We start from the raw sequence: 20471 nt of genomic DNA on the forward strand, positions 1-20471 counted from the left end.
CCGGGGGCTGTCCTGCTTTTAAGCTTGCTGCGTCAAAGAAATTTTAGCTATCCTTATTATTTATCCAGCGCACCTGGAGGCAATGCCTGCAAACTGCTACCCCAGGATTTGGCCTTGTCGTCACTGCTCAAGTCCAGGCTGAGTTTGCCGCCAGCTTGTATCTGCTCCCAGGATAGCCACACTTGCGACAAAGGCTTGCCCTGCCACTGCGCCTGGCGGATATAGCGTACGGGGGTGCGCGCTGCAGCCTTGCTGTCTATGCTGAGAGTCTTGCCATTCCCGAGATCGATATCGGCTTTGGAAAATTTAGGCGCATGCAGCAAGAACTGACCACTGCCCGGCATCCAGGGATAGATACCCAGGCTGCTGAAAATATACCACGCTGACATGGTGCCAAGATCGTCGTTACCAGTTACACCATTCGGGGCATTGCTGAACAGGGTTTCGGCAGCGCGCAGGACGGTCGTGGTTTTCCAGGGCTGGCCTGCCAGGGTATACATCCATGGCACATGCAAATCCGGTTCGTTATTGGGGTTGTAGCGATACTGATTATAATAACTATATGGCCCCACGACCCAGTCCTTGCGCACAGCCTGGTAATCGTTTTTCTCGATTTCATCAAAGGCAAAGAAGGCATCCAGGCGCCTGGCTGCCGCCTCACGCCCGCCCATAGCAGCAAAAAGGGCTTGCGCATCCTGCGGCACCAGCCATTGATACTGCCAGGCCGTGCCTTCATGAAAACCATGCTCGGCGCGCGGGTTGTAATGGCCTTGCAGTTCTGTATACCAGTTGCCATTTTCCAGCCGTGGACGCGGAAAGCCCCTGAAGCCCAGTTCCTTGTCAGCAGCATCCTTGTCCCACAGCTTGCGCCAGTTTTGCGCACGCTGACGCAATATGGCGGCGTCTGCCTTTTCGCCCAATGCTTCTGCCATGTAAGACAGTGCGCCATCGGCTGCAGCATATTCCAGGGTCGCCGAGCCGCCATGATGCGGGTCTACATCCATACCCTTGGCCCTGAAGCCCTTGTCGTATTGCACGAAACCATCGCGCAAATATTGCGGATTGCCTGCCCGACCTTCTGAGCGCAGTTTGAAGCTGGGCACTTCAAAGGCATTCTGGCGTAATGCCGCGTAGGCAGCTTTTTCCTTGCCGGCCAGGGCACCGTAACGCCACAAGTCGGCCATAAAAGGCGTGACCGGGTCGCCCGTCATGACATTCGATTCAAAATTCGCATAGCCCCAACGTGGCAACCAGCCAGCCTGCTCTTGTATCTTCAAGACGGAGTCAGCAATATCACGTGCTCTGGCTGGGCGCAGCAAAGCGATAAGCTGATTCTGGGCGCGATAAGTGTCCCACAGCGAAAAGAATTCGTAGTAGTTACCGTTATCGACTTTATGGATGACATCGTCATAGCCACGGTAACGCCCATCAGTGTCATTGCCTGTCAGTGGTTGTAGCAACGCATGGTAAAGTGCGGTATAGAAGACAGTCCGGTCATCGGTGTTGGCACCTTCTATACGTATGCTTGACAGTTCCTTGTTCCACTCGTCTTGCGCCTGCTTGCGCATATTGTCAAAGCTGCGCAGCTTGCCATTGGCTTTGCCTTCTGCCCGCAAATTTCGTCTTGCACCTTCTGCATCGACATGTGAAATGGCGCTGATGGCCGTAACCGCCTTGTTAGCTTTCAGGTCAAAACTTAGCCAGGCACCATGCGGCTTGCTGTCACCTTGCTGGCTCAATTGCATGCTGGCTTCGGTGCCGCCGCTTTCATCCCAGATGCCATGGCTACGGAAAGCCTGGTCAAATTCCATCCTGAACCAGGTCGTGTATTGCGCACCACCGCAGAAACTGCGTGTGACTATCTTGCCTTCCAGCGTATGGCTGTCTACCACTTGCAAATGACTACCAACAACAGAGTGACGCTCATTTGCCTGGCCAAGGTTGACCAGAATGTGGCCTGTGTCAGTCGTTTCATGAAAAGTATAACGCTCGGCCCCGGCCCTGGTGAGTGCCGTGGTCTCTGCAATGATGCCACCATAGTCGGTGAGCCTGACCTTGAAGTAACCAGCATGGCCCACTTCACCATCGTGTGTGAAGTTAGAACCATAGACTTTATGGTCAAAACTACCAGCCTTACTTGTATCAAAATTACCGCCGGGCTTGATACTGCCTGTCACTGGCAGGACTGAGAGTTGCCCACCCTGCTCCCAACAACCTGCACCAGACAAAAACGAATGGCCAAAGCCTCGAATTTTTTGATCGGTGTAGCGCCAGCCTGAATAGTGCTCACCGATGGGGCTCAGTTGTATCATGCCAAAGGGGGCGACTGCACCGGGGAAGGTATTGCCGTCATCCTGGGTACCAATAAAAGTATTGACAGGAAAGTTTTTGTCTTTTGCCGTATCTGCGTGAGCAATACTGCTTGCGCTGGCCAGTATCGCCACCATGCCCAAGATGGCCACACGCCTGAAGGTGGATAGTGTATTCAATTTGTCTCCTGTGTTTTTGTCTTGCCTCCACTACGGTAGCGGCAAGCTTCATCTTTTTGCTTTATTTCTTTTGGTTCAGCTTGAATGGATGGGCTTCTGTATTAAAAGTGATCGCATCAAAATCAAGGGTCTTTTTTGATGCGAACAGCAAATAAAAATATTTAAAGGTTTCGGCAAACACAAAGCTTTCCATCGAATCTTCCCGGCTACCATTGCGTACGTCCTTAAGCGCGGTAAACCCTGCCTCGCTACGGCAACGCTTGACAAAGTCGAGGAAAAATTCTTTACCCATGACGCGGTACTTGTTGTCACCTGTATAGTGGTGTAGGTAATAGGCAGACTCGATAATCTCAGGGCGCAAGGCATATTCCGGCGATGTGACTTGCATGGTCTGGTAGTTCAGGGCCTCTGGTTCTACGCCATGCAAACGCCACATTTTCAAATTGGAATCCTGCAGACGTTTTGCCCTGTCCATGTCACCACCGAGGGCCAATAAAGCTGGCATGAAGGCATCCAGTGCGCCATATTGTGTGGCCTTGCGGCTACCTGTCTCCATGTCGGCATGGCCGTACCAGAGTTCACCGCGGACTTCGTCGCCCAGATACTGGTTGACGCCGGGAATACTTTTGTTCCACATGGTTTTGCAATCCTGGTCGGCAAACAGCTTCCAGCATTTATACAGGTACTCATAATAAGAATCGATACCGCCGCCGATGTGAGCATCTTTGTTGACCCATACGCCAGCTTCAACATCAATGGCTGACCCGACCAGGCCCAGTTTGGAGCGTAGCTCATACGTAGCTACCAGCGCCCGTTTGGCTTTATCATAAAAAACAGGGTTGCCAGTCAGCTTGCTCAGCATGCCAAACTCAAGCAACAGGGTGCCTGTTTCAGCCGGATTACTGACCTTGCCACGTACCTTGCCTGTGCGTAAATTCACATGGGTATAAGGCATGCCGGTGGGTGATTCAAACACAGGCAGCAGGCGCTGACCCAGGTCGGTTGCCAGGGCCAGCAATCTTGGGTCTTCGGTCATCTGATAGGCGGATAACAAGCCACCCAGCAAACGTATGGTAATTTCAAAATTCTGGACTTCCATGTCCTTGTCGAAAGAGAGTTTACTGGCAATCAGCTCACGTGCTTCGTCAGCCTCTTTCTTCAGGCCCATCAACAACAGGGTATCAAGCGCATCTACCGGAGTCATCAACAAAGACTGGGCATACCAGTTATGGCCGGACTTACTCACGGGTTTCAAAGCATCCTGACCCCAGGCATAGCGCTTATAGGATTGCCAGGCATGTTGGGTTTCTTTTTTTACTTGCAGCGCCAGTTGGGCAGCTTCTTTTTCCGTCAGGTTTTCCTGTTTGGCGGCGTGGCCCAGGTTAGCCATGCCCAAGGCGGCCACCAGCAATATGCCGGGCAATAGTTTGATACGCATGTTGTTCTCCTCAATCACTGATATGGATATTATTTTTTTCAAGGCGCTGAATATGGCCACTATTCGTGACCTCTATACAAGGTCTCTATTTGTTCCAGGCTCGGCGCTTGCGCTCCCGAAGCCAGGCAGGCCGCTGCACCAGCGGCGAGAGCAAATCGCAGGTGGCTGGCCTGCTCTCTTTCTGGGTGCATGGTCAGGCTGTAGAGCAAGCCTGCAATGCTGGCGTCACCCGCACCTATGGTGTCGGCTACGACTATCTTCACGGCATCTGCCTGCCATGCCCTTTCTGCGACATGCAGCGACGCCCCCAGTTCACCACGGGTGTACAAGACTGTGGCAGCAGGATTGATGGCGCGTAGTTGCGTGAATGCCTGGTCAGCATCCTGACAACGGAACAAACCACGCAAGTCATCATCGGACACCTTGATCAGGTCTGCCAGTTGCCCCATCTCACGCAGGATGGGATCATAGTCGGCGTTCATATTGTTACGGAAATTGGGATCATAACTAATCCGTACACCTTGCGCCTTCAACTGGCGCGCCAGTCCCAGGAGTTTGCCCGCCAGCGGCTGGCGGGCCAGGCTGATGCCGCCAAAGTGTGCCCATTTCAAACGTGCACTCCAGCCAACTGGTAACTGTACCGGGTCAAAATGCAGATCTGCACTATCACTTCCGACAAAGAAATAACTGGGTGGCGTACTTTCGCCGACGATGGCCAACAATGGCGGGCGATCATATTGCTGTAATAAGCGCAAATCCAGTCCGGCATCGGCACTGGCGCGAACCAGCTCCTGCCCAAACAAATCCTGGCTGACTGCGCCTGCAAAGCCAGTTGCCAGACCCAGTTTGGCCATGCTGCGGGCCACATTCCAGGTTGAGCCGCCGACCACGCTGCGCCATTGGCCGGGGCCGCAAGCAATCATGTCGGTCAGGGCTTCGCCTGCGCTGAGCATTACAGGGAATTCAGCTTCCATGTTGCTCCTCCTTCAAGACGCGCAAGATTTCATAGCAGGCACCCATGGTGTGATAGTCCACTTTACCAGCCGGACTTTTTTCATCACTGAGCTTGTGATTTTCGCGCGACAGTATCCTGAACCAGGCACCAAATTCATGATCTATCATGTGCTGCCAGCTGTATTGCCACAGATGCTCATAACTGTCCCAGTAGCTTTGCTTGCCAGTACGTTTTGCCAGCAGGGCTGCGGCAGCCATGGATTCAGCTTGCACCCAGAAATATTTGTCACCATCACATATGCTGCCGTCGGGCGCAAAGCCATAACAGATGCCGCCATATTGCTCATCCCAGGCAAATTGCAGCGCTTTCTGGAACAAGGCTTCGGCAGTAGGCAATAACCAATCCTTATCATGTTGCAGATGTTGGGCGTGGTTTTCCAGTTGCAGCAATAACTTGGACCACTCGGTAAAGTGACCCGGCTGGAATCCCCAAGGGCGGAACAGATTAGCCTTGTCATCCAGGTTGTAATTCCAGTCTATGTTCCAGTTAGCATCGTAGTGCTCCCAGATCATGCCGTCTGCCAGCGCTGCCTGGCGCTGAGTGATATTGTGTGCCACGGTTTCCGCCCTGTGCAAGAAGTGCAGCTCACCCGTTGCCTCATAAGCTGCCAGCAGAGCTTCGCAGGCATGCATATTGGCATTCTGACCGCGATAGTTATCCAAAACCTGCCAGTCTGCACTGGCCTGGTCGGCATACAGACCATGTTGTGGCTCCCAGAAGCGGCGTTCCATCAACTCCATGGTTTCATCCAGATAGCCGCGCGCCTCTGCTACACCAGCCATCAGGGCATGGGCATAAGCCAGCATGACGAAGGCCAGGCCATAGCAGTGATTGTCGCCATCGATGATGGTCTTGCCGGCGTTCTCCCAGCGCAATTGCCAGGCGTAACCACCAGTCACCGGGGCACGGTGTACTTGTCGCAAAAAGTCCACGCCATGCCTGACTTGTTCCAGATAAGCCGGATTGTCAAAATGACGATAGGCCATGGCATACACAAAGACAAAGCGGGTACTGCTGACCAGATGGCGGCTCTGGCTATCATAAATACTGCCATCATCTTTGAAGTAATGATAGAAGCCGCCACTGGCATCAACACTACGCGGATAGTAAAAATTCAGTGTGTCACTGATATGGTCAGTCAGGACAGAAATTGATTTGAAGTCAGGAAAAGGATGCATACGAATATGGGTAGTGGTCAATAAGGGCCAAAAATTTTTACAGCCAGGCGTTACAGCCAAGTGTTAAATCTAATCATCGCAACTGCTTTCGCGCACGATCAGTTCAACTGCCAGGGTCTTTTCTACTATCTCGTCAGTTTGTTTGCGTATCAGTAAATCCACACCGGAGGCACCGAGTGCTTCCTTGTTCACCCTGATACTACTCAATGGAGGAATCGACTTGGCGGCGGCACTGATGTCATCAAAGCCAACAATGGCAATGTCATGGGGCACTTTCATGCCAAGGTCAAGACAGTAATGCAGTGCTGTCAGAGCGGCGCTATCGTTGTAGCAAAATACGGCATCAGGAGGGCGGGTCAGGCTCAGCAGTTCCCGCATGGCTTCACGCACGCCATTTTCAATATTACTGGGGTCTGGGATGCTGACTTCGAGGCTAGGATCTGCCAATGTCTTGGATTCATACAGAGCCTGGCGGAAACCACGTGCACGCTCTTGAATACTGAAATGTGCCAGCGGCCCTGATATCATGGCAATACGTTTTCGGCCTGACTGTATCAGATGACGGGTAGCGAGAAATCCGCCCAGCCGGTTGTCGGGATTGATTGAGGTGTAGCCGCGCAAACGCATGTCCACCAGCACGATAGGCTTGCTGGTGTGCAGTAGGGCTTGTAGCAACTCGGGTTCAAAAAAACCGGCACACAAAATCGCGTCAGGCTGGTGCAGGCGTATCTGCTCCATCACTGGTTCTGAGGGTCCAACCGCCACAAATGAAAGTACGATCCCTTCCCTGCGGCAAGCTTCTTCTGCACCATGCAATACTGGAGAGTAAAAGGGACTGCTTGCCAGGGTATTGTGCTGGCGGTGCAGGAGAAAAACAATACGCCTGATCCGCCCCTGCTTGAGATTGCTAAAGTCATAGCCCAGTTCACGCGCCACTTTGCTGATACGCACGCGTGTGGCTTCGGTCAAGCCCCCCTGGTTCTTCAATGCGCGTGATACCGTACCAATCGACAGTCCGGTAGCCTGTGCAATATCGCGTATGGTCACACTCATGAAGTGAACTCCTTACTGGTTATGTCAGTTTCAATATCTGGAAAGCGGGCATTCATCATGTTTATTGCATTTAATTCGTTTTTGCGTTTATCAATATCATCAAGCCTGCCACGCTTACCTGCTGCACATGTGTCATTAAAGGCAGGTTTAATAAACGGATCAGTTCGTAAAAAAAATAGAAATCGCCAGGAAATGCTGTGTTTTACAGAGTAACTCTTTTATACAGGCGGCAAAATCGAGGGTCAATCAACTGCGGGCAAATTGCCTTAGTTTATTAATTTTAGTAAACAAGGTGACAAAAACGCACATTGCTCACTTGGCTCAAAAAAAAATGGCGCACCAGACATGGCGCGCCATACAAATCAAAACCAGCAATTCTAGTGTGCGGCTACACTGGTCTTACCCAGCTTGATACCTTGCGCACGCAATATGCCTTGCACTTTCCAGGCATAGAATGCCAGGTAGGCAAAGCAGATTACCCCCACCAGGTAACTCATTTGTATGCCTATTTTGTCGGCCACAAATCCCTGCAACCAGCTGACTATACCGCCTCCCATGATCATCATGATCAGGTAATTGCTACCCTGCCCTGTGTGCTTGCCCAGGCCGCTGATAGCCAGGGTAAAGATGCAGGGCCATAGGGTACTGCAAAACAAACCTATGCTGGTGAAAGCGTAGACGCTGACCATGCCTGTGGTACTCATGCCGACGAGCAGGCCGGCAACTCCCAGCAGGGAAAAGATACCCAGCATTTTGGCGGGATTACCCTGACTCAGCATGTCAGCAGCGATCAATATCAGCACGATGGCGGCATATACATAGAAATGACTGAGCTCATGCTGGGCTATCGCGTTTACCAGCAAAAATACGCTGAAAGCCAGATAAGGAGCTAGGAATTTAAGCAGCTTTCCCAGCCCAGCCCGCAAATCAAAGGCTTCAACTGCGCCTGTCCAGCGTCCTATCATCAGACTGGCCCAGTAAAGAGAAATAAACGGCGCCACATCCTTTGTTTGCAAGCCCAGCTTGCTTTCCATGTAGGCTGGCAAATTGCTGGCAGTGGACACCTCCACCCCGACATACACAAAAATGGCCAGCATGCCCATGACCAATTGCGGGAATTGCAGTGCCGATTGCCTGTCCGATGCATGCCCGGCTTCTTCATTGACCTGCATGGCAGGACGGTCAGGCAGGGACGAGAACTTGAGCATGATGGCGACCAACAAAAAAGCCGCACCCAGCATCAGATACGGAAACTTGACACTTTCTATGCTGAGCTGACGGTTCATACTCGTCGGCGCACCAAATATTGCAAAACTGACGATGAGCGGGCCTATCGTGGTGCCAAAATTGTTTACCCCACCCGCCAGAGTCAGCCTTTGCGAACCTGTCTCAGTTGATCCCAAGGCGATTGCCAGGGGGTTGGCAGCGGTCTGTTGCAGTGAAAAGCCCAAGCCCACAGTAAACAATCCCGACAACATCAAGGGGAATGAACCTGTATTGGCTGCTGGCAAAAATAGCAGAGTACCTGCCGCAGAAATCAATAATCCGAGCGCCAACCCGTTCTTGTAACCCAGCTTATTGACCAGATCCACACCGATGACGCGTGAAACTGCCAGATAAATGAGCGAGCCCACAGTATATGCTACATAGAAAGCCAGAGACACGAGCTGACTTTGCTCCTGGCTGAGATGAAAGGCTTCTTTAAAGACGGGGATGAGAATATCATTGCTGGCAGCAACGAATCCCCAGAAGAAGAACACTGTCACCAGTGGTAAAAATTGTCCCCATTGTGTTTTTGTATTAGTCGCATGCATAGTGATATAAGTAGTTTAGGTTTGACTGCACATGTTGCACTTGCCAGGTTTTGTTTTTCCCTTTTCGATTTGGTAGTTTTGTCCGGATGCGACGGTAGCAATCGCTGTTATCTGCACTTTGATTAGGAAACTGCAGTTTGTATATATACCGCTCTATGGACGGACGTGCAATTCCAGTTTTAAATTTGGGTGATGTTTATGGTTTTTACTAAACTAACGCCTGCCAGAAACTCCTGACAATAAAAGTGTTCGTTTGTCTGTTGAATTGATCCGATCAGCTTGATCCGCCTTCCAACTTTCCAGTGAAAGCTGCCACCCAGTCGTACATTCCTTCCAATCCCAGCGCTTTCAGATCCAGATGATTTGTCTTAAGCTGTGCCGTTGCTTGCGATTTGTACCAGTTTGGTTTTAAGGTAGCTTGAAAGTTGTGGCTCATATTTATCAATGATGTTTGTTGTTACCACGCATAGGCTGGTTCTGTGACTTCAGAGCGCGGGCCCGGTCGTCTGGCGATCGTCTGTAATGAAATCTGGTCACTAATGTGCCAGTATCGAATGAATTCTGGCAATGCCACGGCGATCATTCCTTTTTCCTGCCCTTTAAGGTCAGCCAAATTGCGCACTAAACTAGAACTCATTTCATAAATATGTTGAGATGCGTTTGCCTCATAACGTGGGCTGGCAAGGGTAAAGCAGGGAATTCGTGCAGCATGATGCACGCCTGCGTACGATGTGCGCTTGCAAGCGCACATGTGCCCTGCAAGGGGACGAGGCAGTCAATAGCGGTGCTATTGATCACGAGTCGAATTGTCAAAACCTGCAGTCCAGCACGCGTTATGAGGCAAACCCTTAGCGAATTGACGATTTGGGCGCATTGCAGCGTGCAGTTTGTTACCTCGCCCTCGCTAAGACACCGGCCTTAGCTTCACAGGGTACACATCTTAGGCCTTGCACTGCATCCCAAATCGTCTTGTTCGCACTCATCCTATTTATGAAATGAGTTCTAGTGAAATGCATAGTATTTAGAAAAGTGGGGCAAATTTCAGTACAAATCAACAGCTTTGGTTTAATAGCTGCGGTACATCTTGCTTTCAGATATAGCACTATCCCTGATCTGATGAAATTGAGGCAGTACATTATTGAAATTTGTTAATGCCGCGCCACCAGCATCCAAAGCACAATCAGCATAGCAATGCAGAAGTATATGACTTCACCTTATTTATGCCCGGAACTCTCAAGCTTTTGCTGCTACATTCACCCGTATCAATAAGGGTGACGATGACGTTTCCATGCCATGTTGACGCACAAGTTGATCTAATTTGGCCCGGAGTTCACTTTCATGGACCGTAACGCTACGGCCAGACTGCTCACAAAACAGGCATATCTCTTCAGTTGCAATATTTGCATGAGTTAATCGATACTTTGCTTTGCCATCGACATCAAAAGAGCGTTGCAGAAAATTGATGGAAGTTAAATCTGCAAGCACCCTATAAATGGTTGTAATGCTGCCTAACCGGCCCTGCCTTAGTAATTCCCGCAAAATATCTTCCGGGTAATGATAGCCGTCCCCAATCTGAATAATCGCAGCCAGCATCCCGACTCTGCCAACTGTTGGGCGCAGTCCTGCACGTTGTAACTGTTCTGCCAGACCCGGTATCTCCCCCGAAGTCATCGAGTTGAGTCTAATTTTCTTTTCCATTTTTATCATTTAAACATGTTTATAGAGTATGCAATTGCCTAAGCTTTTCAGCTATGACAGTAAGCATAACAACAAACAAATAATAATGATTCTCATTATCGCTTGCAAGGATAATGTTTGTAATTTTATATTTCATGACACCCCTTCTTTGATCGCAATGAATTCTATGAATTTATACAATCACTTTCGGGGTAAAAACAGCGGCAAATTGGATGCAAAAAAACTTTGCATCCAATAAAACAATGCTGTAAGCATATATACAACCAAGGTGCCTGATCAAAAACGGAACATCAACGCGAATAACAGACTACTTTACAAAATTCCAAAGCGGGTTTCGGTGAAAACAGGCGGGAATAATGCCAGACATGAAGATATGAAAGGCACCATAGCGCGGACTGCATGAATCTCGGTTTTCATACTGGCGTACTCACATAATAATCACAATGCACTTCATCACCAAGATGACTATTGACGCTGCCTATACTAATGTTCCACATGGCCTTGTGACCTGCATCGCAAAACAAGGGCCGTGTACGCTGATTTGTTCATCATCGATTTCATTGGTACGGTGTTTGTGTATAGGGCCGAGCATCTTTAGAATTGCCCCACTTCTTGTTTGGCTCAGCCTGCATGACAAACACCAGCTCGCCACCAGCCATGATTTGCTCATGGCGCAGATAGTTTTGATCCAGCTTTTTCCCATTCAAACTGATGCTTGCCACATAGGGATGGGCATCACTCAAATTCTGGGCGCGTATGGTGAACTGTTTGCCATTCGGTAATTGCAGCGTCGTTTTATCCAGGAACGGGCGGCCAAGTATGTATTCATTACTACCTGGTGCTACTGGATAAAAACCAAAGCTCGTGAAAGCGAACCACGCAGACATCTGACCAAGATCATCGTTACCAGACAGTCCATCAGGCTTAGCCTGATACTGGCTTTGCATGATTTGCTGCAAGCGTTGTTGCGTCTTCCATGGTGCGCCGAAGTAATTATATAAATAAGCGACATGATGCGAAGGCTCATTACCATGTGCATAATGTCCTATCAAACCAGAAATATCTTCCATATGGGCATAGACTTTGTGATCCACTTTAGCATCGAATACCTGGTCGATTTTTGAGATGGCAGCAGCATCTCCTCCCAGCATGCTAATCAGGCCGGCATTATCATGCGGCATATACCATGAATATTGCCATGCACTGCCTTCGGTATAATCACTGCCAAAGTTGGACACGGCTGGGTCAAAAGGGACACGGAATTCACCATTCGATTTACGCGCACGGATGAAACCAGTCTTGGTGTCAAACACATTACGAAAATTCTGGGCACGGGCATAATATTTTTTCGCGATATCAGCTTTGCCCATTTTCTCGGCCATACGCGCAATGGTCCAGTCATCAAAAGCATATTCGACGGTTTTGGATGCTGCTTCTGGTTCCAGGTCGGTTGGCACATAGCCCAGTTTCATATAATGCTTCAAGCCGCCATAAGGACCATATTCAGCACTGGCTATCATTGCATTCAATGCGCTATCTGCATCAAAACCAGGAATGCCCTTCATATAAGCATCTGCTATCACGGGTACAGCGTGATAACCTATCATGCACCAGGTTTCCAGACCATGAAATTGCCATACCGGCAGTATCCCTTCAGGGCTATGTTGTTGCGATGCCAGTAGTGATCGCACAAAATCAGCATTGCGCTGCGCGGGCTGTATCAAGGTTAGCAAGGGATGGAGCGCACGGTAGGTGTCCCATAAAGAAAAGGTGGAATGGAAACGGAAGCCATCAGCCTGATGGACCTGATTATCCGGCCCACGGTAGCGGCCATCCACATCCATAAACAAACTGGGGCCCATCATACTGTGGTACAAGGCGGTGTATGCCTTGGTGCGCATCTCGGGTTTTGCCTCAATGCTGACTGCTGACAAAGCCTCGTCCCAGGCCTGTTTCGATTTGGCGCGCTGCGCAGCAAAATCCCAGTTCTGCATTTCAGACAGGTTTGCAATCGCACCATCTTCACTGACAGCCGAAATCGCCACTTTGACCATCAGAGTTTGGTCGCTGGGAACACCAAAATCCAGCGCCGCAACCAGCGCCTTGCCTTCAATTTTAGCTTTATCCTGAGGACCACTGCCTGGCCCGGTAAAGCCACGGTATTCGACTGCATCTTCGCGGTTATGGATTTCACGCGCCAATAATGGCCGTGAAAATTGCATCGCAAAATAAACCTGGCGGCCTGCCGCCCAGCCACGGGTTTCACGCATACCGGTAATGATGCCGTCTTTGCGTACACGCATGCTGGACCACAAGTTTTTTGTTTTGTAATCGTAAATACTACTGCGTAAATCGACGATCAGCTTTGCGGCTTCACCTTTGGCAAAGCGATAGCGATGCATGCCTACCCTGTCACTCGCCGTCAATTCGACATCAATCTCATGGTCCAGCAATTTGACTGCATAATAACCAGGCTCGGCACGCTCTTCCTTGTGACTGAAACGTGAACGATAACCGCTGAAAGGTCGCTCTGGATAGCCTGGCTCGAGTTTGGTGTCGCCGCTATAGGGCATCAACAACACGTCACCCAGATCAGAATGGCCGGTGCCAGAAAAATGCGTATGCGAGAAGCCAAGCATGGAATCATCTTCATAGCGATAGCCAGCCGCCCAGGGATAACTTTGACGAAAATGCCGTACCTGCGTATCGGGGCTTAATTGCACCATACCAAAAGGACGTGTCGCTCCCGGGAAGGTATGACCATCGCCACCAGTACCTATGAATACATTGACTGCATCAACCGGACGTGAACTATTGGCTGGAGCGGCATCAACGCTGCTGGCGATGAGCACGCCCAGGAAAATTAGCCCGCAAATACGAAACATCATATATACCTTTTCAGTGGATTCTTTTAAAACTACGGATACAGCAACTGCCTGAATTAAATTTACTCAAATGATGGTGGCAATTCACCCGGCTTGATGGCCCACTTTTTATTGGCTTGCTTGCCAAGTTTAAAATCCAGGTTCAGCTTGCCGTCCAAAGCAGTTTCATCGAGCCACGATTTCGTCAATGATTTGCCGTTCAATGTCAGGCTTTGCACGTATTTAAATTGCATGCCAGTCTGATCTGCATTGATGGTCAGCAGCCCTTGTTTTCGTTGAACCACGATCTTCTTGAAAGTTGGACTGGCAATCAGTAATTCCGCCCGGCCCGGGTATTGTGGATACAAGCCCATCGCTGCCCATACATACCATGCAGACATCTGACCCAGATCATCGTTGCCAGGTATGCCATCCGGGCGATTGTGCCAAAGCTGCCCTAGTACTTCGCGTACCACTTCCTGGGTTTTCCAGGGTTGTGAGGCATAAGAGTATAGCCAGGCTGCTCCGATGGAGGGTTCATTATCCATTTCTGAATGATGTGGACCAGAGACAGTCAGCGTCCATGCGCCTTGCTCATTCTTGAAAAATTTATCCAGTCGCTGCGTGGATTTTTCAACACCGCCCAAAGTCCTGATCAAGCCGTCCGCATTGAATGGCACCATCCAAAGATACTGTGCGCCACTACCCTCTACCATACCCTCGTCTGAGGCCGGGTCAAACGCTGTGACAAACTGACCATCCTGTTTGCGTTCCTGCAGATAGCCAGTGGCGGGATTGAAGTGATTTTTCCAGTTTTGTGCGCGTGCCAGGAATTCTTTCTTGGCAGTCTGATCACCCAATTTTTCAGCGAATGAGGCCAGCGCAAAGTCGGCACTTGCATATTCCAGTGCATCAGATACCATGCCCCAGCCTGGCGCTGATTGTGGCATGTAGCCATACTTTATCCACTGATCCAGACCGGGTCTTTGCCCTACACACATGACAGGACAACCATCCTTGGATAAATCCAGCCTGGTTGGGGTGCGCGCCGTTTTAGCGAGTGAAGTAAAAGCCGTAGCCACATCAAAATCACGCGCACCAAATGCGTACATGCTGGCAACCGAGGCAGTAGCAGGATCACCGTTCATGACGCCAGTGGCACCATTGTTATGCGTCCAACGGTCCCACACGCCATTGTTTTGCTGAGCCTGGTTCAATAAAGACTGTGCTATGTCACTGGCGATTTTTGGCTCGATCAAGGCTATCAACTGCACTTGTGAACGATAAATATCCCAGCCTGAAAAATTGGCATATTGCGCCAATTGGGGAGCCGTTACTTTATGCGTCTTTTGATCAAAACCTGCATATTCACCATTTACATCGCTAAAGAGATTCGGATGCAATAAGGAGTGGTACAAGGCAGTATAGAAAATCGTGCGCTGATCTTTGTCGCCACCTGCCACATCAATTTTAGCCAATTGCTGATTCCATGCCTTGCGGTTATCTTTTACAACCGCCTCCAGAGATTTTTCTGCAGATATTTCTGCATTCAGATTTTCTGCAGCGTTTGCTACGCTGACATAGGAAATACCAATACGTGCTTCAACATTTCTGGCATTACCAAAATCTATCCAGGCACCTGAGCCTTTGTTGAGTTGCGGAAAACCTTTATCATCCAACTCGGTCGCACCTTCTGCCGCTATACCATTGGGAATGATTTTCTCGTTTTGCCAAGTTGCGGTTGCGGAAAATTTTTGATTAAAGCGGGCTACAAAATGAACCGTGTAATAAGGCCGGCGCGTCACAGGATGCAGATATCCACAAAAATTGCCGCTGCTGACCGAACCGCTGACGGTATTAGTCTCAGTATCAATTTTCAAATTAGCCGCAAAACTGCCTAACTGTGAATCTGAATTGCGTATCAAAATCGCTGCCTTACCCTGTGATGGATAAGCAAAGCGTGCGATGCCTGCACGCAGGCTGGCACTTAATTCAGTTTGTACTCCATTTTCCATGCGTACTTTGTAATAACCAGCTTGTACTGTTTCATTTAAATGGGAATAGCGGCTGGCATAATGCTCATCCTTGCTGTCTAGCGAAGGCGAGGTGCTCAGCTCTGTCGTGACTGGCATAAAAGGTATATCACCGCTGGCACCACGGCAACCTGTGCCTGACAAATGCGTCAGGCTGAAGCCTCGTATTTTCCTGGCCTCGTACAAGTATCCACCTGGAGCTGCCGCCTTGTTTTTTTCGCCTTTGCTGGTCTCGGGACTGAAACTGAACATCCCAAAAGGCATGACTGTCCCTGGAAAAGTGTTGCCCAGGTTTGTTGTGCCTATCATTGGATTGACTTCAGCTACAAGATCAGTCCCAGCCTTTGCATGCGATTGGGAGGTGCAAAATACAGCAATCGAAGCAAACGAAATTATCGAACGGCGCATGTTTTTTCCAGAAATGATATTAAGGTGAAGGCTTAATCTGACGACAGGTTTTGTTAAACCGCTTGAACACCATTGCCCCTTACAACCAATTGCACTTCAAGAATTGGCTCCAGTTTTTCTCATTGCAGAACGCGCGAGGGTAGCACTGAGCCCCCTAAGCGTTTGTTTCCAGTTCTTATCAAGTACGAGTGCACACGTCACTGCGGTCAAGCCAGTCTGGTTTTTCAATGTGCGCGAGACTGTTTTCACTGAAAAGCCTGCGGCCTCGGTTAAAGTACGCATGGATATGCCCACCACATAAAAAAGCAAAACAAAGTCGTCGTGAATTGCTAAACAAAATCAGAAAATTGCTGTAAAAACGATATCTGATGGTAACTTTGTCTGGAAAAGCCGGTCAATCAATGTCAGGCCCCATGTTTTAGTTTAGTTTGATTACTAAACAAATTAATGGGTTTCAACAACAATTTATTGAGAGGGCCGAATTGAATAATGTCTGATCAATGCTACGTGTGCCCCAGTGAATTGAGACACATGGTACTGTGCGGTGCCATAGATAATTCCCCAAGACCCCGCACGTAAATTGAAATGCTCTGTTTTTATCAATAAACACTGACCTGATAATTTTTATTGTAGAAGTGACCGGAACCAGACTTCACTTCCGTTCCGGCCTCTACCATCATTACATAGTAGGTACTCTTAAATACGTCCGCCCTCCTCCGTGCTGCTTCTGCAAAAAAATATTTCAGGTTTTTGTTGAAGTACCTGGCATTAACACGTTTTCGGAATTGCATGACGGGCCAGCTATTGCCATTGGAAGTCATGGTCGCTTGCCAGACATCCCATGTTTCTCCATCCAGTACGAAACTGGTAGCGTCTTTAACGCCCCAACCTGATGTCTGCGAGTTGGCTGAGGAGTCGGGAATGACCATGATTTCTCCTTTGAGATAACTCATGTTCCAGATATTGGACGAATGAAAAAAAACGTCAATGGCATGGTTATAGGTACCTGTGATATTGCCCGTGCCATCGTAACCGGCCGTGGTAAAGTTCCATAGCACATCGACGTTTTTTGTATTGCTACCAAACAGGTAAGGCAAACCAGAGGTTGCCGGGTTGTTTTGGCTATTGCTGGCACCCCGCCGTATGCTTGGATATGATTTAACACTGCTGGTATCACCACCAAACCCCGTCCATTTATAACCAGCCCCATCCATCGTCGTGGTTGAATTGGTAAAGATGGTTTCAGACCAACTGCTTCCCGCGCCACTGACGCCCCACAGGTTTGTGGACAGATCATACTGACCAACATAAATATGTTTGTTACTTGCGTCCGCAGGGCTGGCAGATGCGGATGCTGCTTGTGCCTGACTGCACATCAACAGTCCGAATACCAATCCCGCCGCGATCGTCTTGACTTTGCCTGTATTGAAGTTTTGCATCTTAATCATTTTGTCTCCATTATTTGATAGTTTTTTAATTTGATAAACAAGGTCTCTCGTGGTGAGTGCAAATATGGGGGACCTCGGGCACGGATAGTGCCAAAGCGTCGTTGATTGACCTGGAATTGAGGCATAAGTCCTTATCGGCCTTTACGCATCCAGAGGACAGAGGTAGGCAATACCTCGTCTCTATCTTCTGCATCGGGTATACGCCCTCCTGTCTTGCGATGAACCAGTGCCTGTGAGGACAATGCTATCCGACCAAATTTGATTTGCTGTTCAATCAAAAAATAGTCACTTTTGATGTCAAGCATGGGGGCTTTGGCTGGCAGTTCTTCTTCCAGGCGTAAGGAAATTTCAGTTCGATCACGTAAAGCTTGTCGTTGCCGCCCCATCATCAGTGTTGCAGCTTTTTGTTGTGATATTCCAGTAATGGCGGACAGCAGAACTAGCGGTGCTGTATTGACGTTCAGAGAAGTGGGTTCGGGCAAGAGCACCACAAACTCCCTGATGGCAGCTAGTATTTGTGGCGTATATCCAGGGATTGTGATCAAGTCATCGATGTGAATGAAGGCAAACTGCTGCTTATCCGGCCAGATATTTATCTCTGGTGATGGTCCGTCAGCACCCGGCAATAGCGATTGGGTGCGTGCGATGGCAATTGCTGTTTGCTCAGCCAGATCGGGATCCATCTTGAGTGCCGTCAGCAAACGGCGGTAACTATTGACGTGTCTGTCATTAATCTGGCGACCCGTTGCGAGATTGGTCAAGTTATAACGCGACTGAGCATCCACAATCCTTACAGTTAAAGTAGCGTCGCTGTTTTCGCCAAAGCCAGTCAACTCCTCCAGCCTGATGGCAGGGACAGGTTTAGCCCAGACCCCAACCAGGCTGGTCACATTGCCATTCTCCATGGCATCCAGACGCAAAATCTGGCGTGTGTCGTCAATTGACTCTCTAAGCGCCACATTTGCCTGATGATGCTGCAACTGGTTTTCAACTGCCCGTGACTGAACTTGTTGTGGCCAGAACAAGCTGCTTACTATCGTCACTGCAAGCGCTGTCAGCAGCAAGGATAGAATAATGGCAACCCCACGTTGAGGCAGCAATTGCCGCGGCGCAGCCCATATGCTTTGACAAACCCGGCTTGGCATTTTTTTATGAGCGCTCATGCCTGACATTCATCCCCCACCTCTGAAATTCTCTTTATTTTCAAGGACATGCATTAAATAGCCGATTGGTACCGCTACCATTTATATAAAATGGTAGCGGTACCCAATAAAGATGTCAACTCTTTTTTGGCTTTGAACGTGAGAGCTTTTGGTGCATGCGTCATCACTGGCCTGTTCTACTATGCGGTACTCCCGAAACGGTAACGCTTCTCCTGCATGCAGAAGATTTTATTTGGTAGCCAAAGAGCTGGGATGGTCTTTAAGTGGGGTCAAAGGCAAGAACGACGGGGCATTAAGACGCACTAATACCCATGGCATCCATTCGCGCCGTAAACCGATATCAGGATACGATCATCCTAGGTGGCAATATTTCGATGACAGTTTTGACGACCTCAACCTGCGGGCCAGACAGGGAAAAATTGTTTTACATCGAGATATTGATCGTCTACCCCGTTCGCACCTGTGAAAGTCACCTGACAGTATGTCAAGTTGATGTTGACACGACCTGACGGTATCAGTATCACAGGTCATACAAAGCGCTGATAAAATGATGGCGTGCATCTGCATAGCTTAAAATTGCGCTTCATCGAAAAACGATCTACGACCAATAACACAATTGGCAAATTACGACAGACCATCTATGCACTCAGACACATTTTCTCATTTGCTATCGCAGTACATGCGCCGCATCCGTGCCAGCGCAGCTGGAGTTGCAGCAGAAATTGGCCTGAGCCGGGAATCAGTCAACAACTGGAGAAATGGAACGTCGCTTCCCAGTCCAAGATCACGTGACAGTCTGCACGCTTGCGCACGTTACCTTCGGTTGACAGAAACTGAAACCAATCTTTTTTTTATTACGGCTGGTCTTGAATCGGAATTTCCTCTGCAAAGTGAATTGGAAAGTGAAACACCGTTTGCCGGATTCATGGATCAACTGTTTGTGCGGCTGGCTCAGTCTACTCCCTACCCCATCACTTTACTGCTATCACAGGCCCACTGGGGACAACCGCCATTCCGGGAAAAATTGCTTGCCCGTGCGCGCGCTCAATACGGTGAAAAAGCTACGCTGCATATACAACCACCCTATAGCATCAGTGCGGATAGCAGCGAGTATTTTGCTGCGATTGGGCGCCAATGTGGTTTTTCGGATGTTAGTACAGACTATGAATTTGAAGCAGCTCTTGAACAAAGATTGAATGCTGGTGAGCGGGTATTTTGCCTGGTCAGCCGGTTTGAGCAAGGTACACCGGCCTTGCGTGAGGCATTGGCAGGCATCCTGCGCAGCCTGAGTGAAATGCATGGTGGCCGCCTGCATCTTTTACTATGTGGAGGCGAAACACTGGCTGACCTGAAATACCGCAGTGGCGATCTGTCTTTGCTCAATATTGCACAAGTCAGCCATTGGCCTGATGCCAGTAATGAAGATTTGCATATTCTCATCAAACAACGCTGGCCAGAGCATGTCATTGCACCATCCAGGCTAGCGGAATTGACATCCTTGTGTGGCGGTCACCCTGCACTGTTTGAGGAGGGCATGCAATGGCTGATCGACAATCCTGACGTTAAAGAAAATGATCTTTCGACCTTACGGATTTATCTGACGCACAGTGCCCGTCTGTGGCAGACCTTTTTGCCATTAACGCAAAGTCCGACATCGCTGACACGCTTGCACACACTATTAGCCTCTGATGACTTGGGGCGAGCCCGCCCCTATCTTCAGGACGAGGATTTACGCCGTCTGTTTTGGGGGAACCTGATCCACGTTCGCGGCAGTGGTGATCAGGCACGTCTTTACTGGCGCTGCGACATTATTCGCGAAGCTGGCCTGATGGTACTGGAATAATGCTGGAGAAAATTTTACAGCTTTTGT

Annotated in this window: 12 protein-coding genes; 1 reads left to right on the plus strand and 11 read right to left on the minus strand. The window is 49.4% G+C overall.

Going from position 1 to position 20471, the window contains the following annotated elements:
• Positions 1-56: 56 nt before the first annotated feature.
• The 11 genes from AC3WQT_RS13075 to gspK all read right to left on the minus strand — a co-directional run bounded on the left by AC3WQT_RS13075 (position 57) and on the right by gspK (position 18601).
• On the minus strand, positions 57-2489 hold the full coding sequence (locus AC3WQT_RS13075) for a GH92 family glycosyl hydrolase (protein ID WP_492704391.1): 2433 nt from the start codon (positions 2487-2489) through the stop codon (positions 57-59).
• 61 nt (positions 2490-2550) lie between these two features.
• A complete protein-coding gene (locus AC3WQT_RS13080) occupies positions 2551-3927 on the minus strand; it encodes a glycoside hydrolase family 47 protein (RefSeq protein WP_492704392.1) in 1377 nt (458 codons plus the stop codon).
• A gap of 59 nt (positions 3928-3986) precedes the next feature.
• Complete coding sequence (locus tag AC3WQT_RS13085) at positions 3987-4901, minus strand: carbohydrate kinase family protein (protein WP_492704393.1); 915 nt, start codon at positions 4899-4901, stop codon at positions 3987-3989.
• Positions 4891-6120 (minus strand): AGE family epimerase/isomerase, encoded by a 1230-nt coding sequence (locus AC3WQT_RS13090; RefSeq protein ID WP_492704394.1) that lies wholly within the window; start codon positions 6118-6120, stop codon positions 4891-4893. The genes AC3WQT_RS13085 and AC3WQT_RS13090 overlap by 11 nt, the downstream gene beginning before the upstream one ends.
• Before the next feature lie 69 nt (positions 6121-6189).
• A complete protein-coding gene (locus AC3WQT_RS13095) occupies positions 6190-7173 on the minus strand; it encodes a LacI family DNA-binding transcriptional regulator (RefSeq protein ID WP_423004601.1) in 984 nt (327 codons plus the stop codon).
• A 377-nt stretch (positions 7174-7550) separates the two neighbouring features.
• Positions 7551-8987 (minus strand): MFS transporter, encoded by a 1437-nt coding sequence (locus AC3WQT_RS13100; RefSeq protein WP_492704395.1) that lies wholly within the window; start codon positions 8985-8987, stop codon positions 7551-7553.
• Positions 8988-10220: 1233 nt separating this feature from the next.
• Positions 10221-10685: a Fur family transcriptional regulator gene (locus tag AC3WQT_RS13105; RefSeq protein ID WP_492704396.1), complete on the minus strand. Its 465-nt coding sequence runs from the start codon at positions 10683-10685 to the stop codon at positions 10221-10223.
• Positions 10686-11242: 557 nt separating this feature from the next.
• Entirely contained in the window at positions 11243-13573 is a 2331-nt protein-coding gene (locus AC3WQT_RS13110) for a GH92 family glycosyl hydrolase (RefSeq protein ID WP_492704397.1), read from the minus strand.
• A gap of 59 nt (positions 13574-13632) precedes the next feature.
• Positions 13633-15990, minus strand: coding sequence for a GH92 family glycosyl hydrolase (locus tag AC3WQT_RS13115; RefSeq protein ID WP_492704398.1), 2358 nt, complete (start codon positions 15988-15990; stop codon positions 13633-13635).
• A 599-nt stretch (positions 15991-16589) separates the two neighbouring features.
• Positions 16590-17438, minus strand: coding sequence for a glycoside hydrolase family 12 protein (locus tag AC3WQT_RS13120; protein ID WP_492704399.1), 849 nt, complete (start codon positions 17436-17438; stop codon positions 16590-16592).
• Between the two features lie 131 nt (positions 17439-17569).
• On the minus strand, positions 17570-18601 hold the full coding sequence (gspK, locus tag AC3WQT_RS13125; RefSeq protein ID WP_492704400.1) for a type II secretion system minor pseudopilin GspK: 1032 nt from the start codon (positions 18599-18601) through the stop codon (positions 17570-17572).
• A 925-nt stretch (positions 18602-19526) separates the two neighbouring features.
• Between gspK and AC3WQT_RS13130 the strand changes: the two genes are divergently transcribed.
• Entirely contained in the window at positions 19527-20444 is a 918-nt protein-coding gene (locus AC3WQT_RS13130; RefSeq protein WP_492704401.1) for a hypothetical protein, read from the plus strand.
• Positions 20445-20471: the final 27 nt, after the last annotated feature.

It is taken from the genome of Undibacterium sp. FW305-107, assembly GCF_058788535.1.

Excerpts from the sequence above, each read along its gene's own strand:
- AC3WQT_RS13090 (WP_492704394.1), bottom strand. The coding sequence starts at position 6,120 with ATGCATCCTTTTCCTGACTTCAAATCAATTTCTGTCCTGACTGACCAT.
- AC3WQT_RS13080 (WP_492704392.1), bottom strand. The coding sequence starts at position 3,927 with ATGCGTATCAAACTATTGCCCGGCATATTGCTGGTGGCCGCCTTGGGC.
- AC3WQT_RS13130 (WP_492704401.1), top strand. The coding sequence starts at position 19,527 with ATGGATCAACTGTTTGTGCGGCTGGCTCAGTCTACTCCCTACCCCATC.
- AC3WQT_RS13085 (WP_492704393.1), bottom strand. The coding sequence starts at position 4,901 with ATGGAAGCTGAATTCCCTGTAATGCTCAGCGCAGGCGAAGCCCTGACC.
- AC3WQT_RS13115 (WP_492704398.1), bottom strand. The coding sequence starts at position 15,990 with ATGCGCCGTTCGATAATTTCGTTTGCTTCGATTGCTGTATTTTGCACC.
- AC3WQT_RS13100 (WP_492704395.1), bottom strand. The coding sequence starts at position 8,987 with ATGCATGCGACTAATACAAAAACACAATGGGGACAATTTTTACCACTG.
- AC3WQT_RS13110 (WP_492704397.1), bottom strand. The coding sequence starts at position 13,573 with ATGATGTTTCGTATTTGCGGGCTAATTTTCCTGGGCGTGCTCATCGCC.
- AC3WQT_RS13105 (WP_492704396.1), bottom strand. The coding sequence starts at position 10,685 with ATGGAAAAGAAAATTAGACTCAACTCGATGACTTCGGGGGAGATACCG.
- AC3WQT_RS13120 (WP_492704399.1), bottom strand. The coding sequence starts at position 17,438 with ATGATTAAGATGCAAAACTTCAATACAGGCAAAGTCAAGACGATCGCG.
- gspK (WP_492704400.1), bottom strand. The coding sequence starts at position 18,601 with ATGAGCGCTCATAAAAAAATGCCAAGCCGGGTTTGTCAAAGCATATGG.
- AC3WQT_RS13095 (WP_423004601.1), bottom strand. The coding sequence starts at position 7,173 with ATGAGTGTGACCATACGCGATATTGCACAGGCTACCGGACTGTCGATT.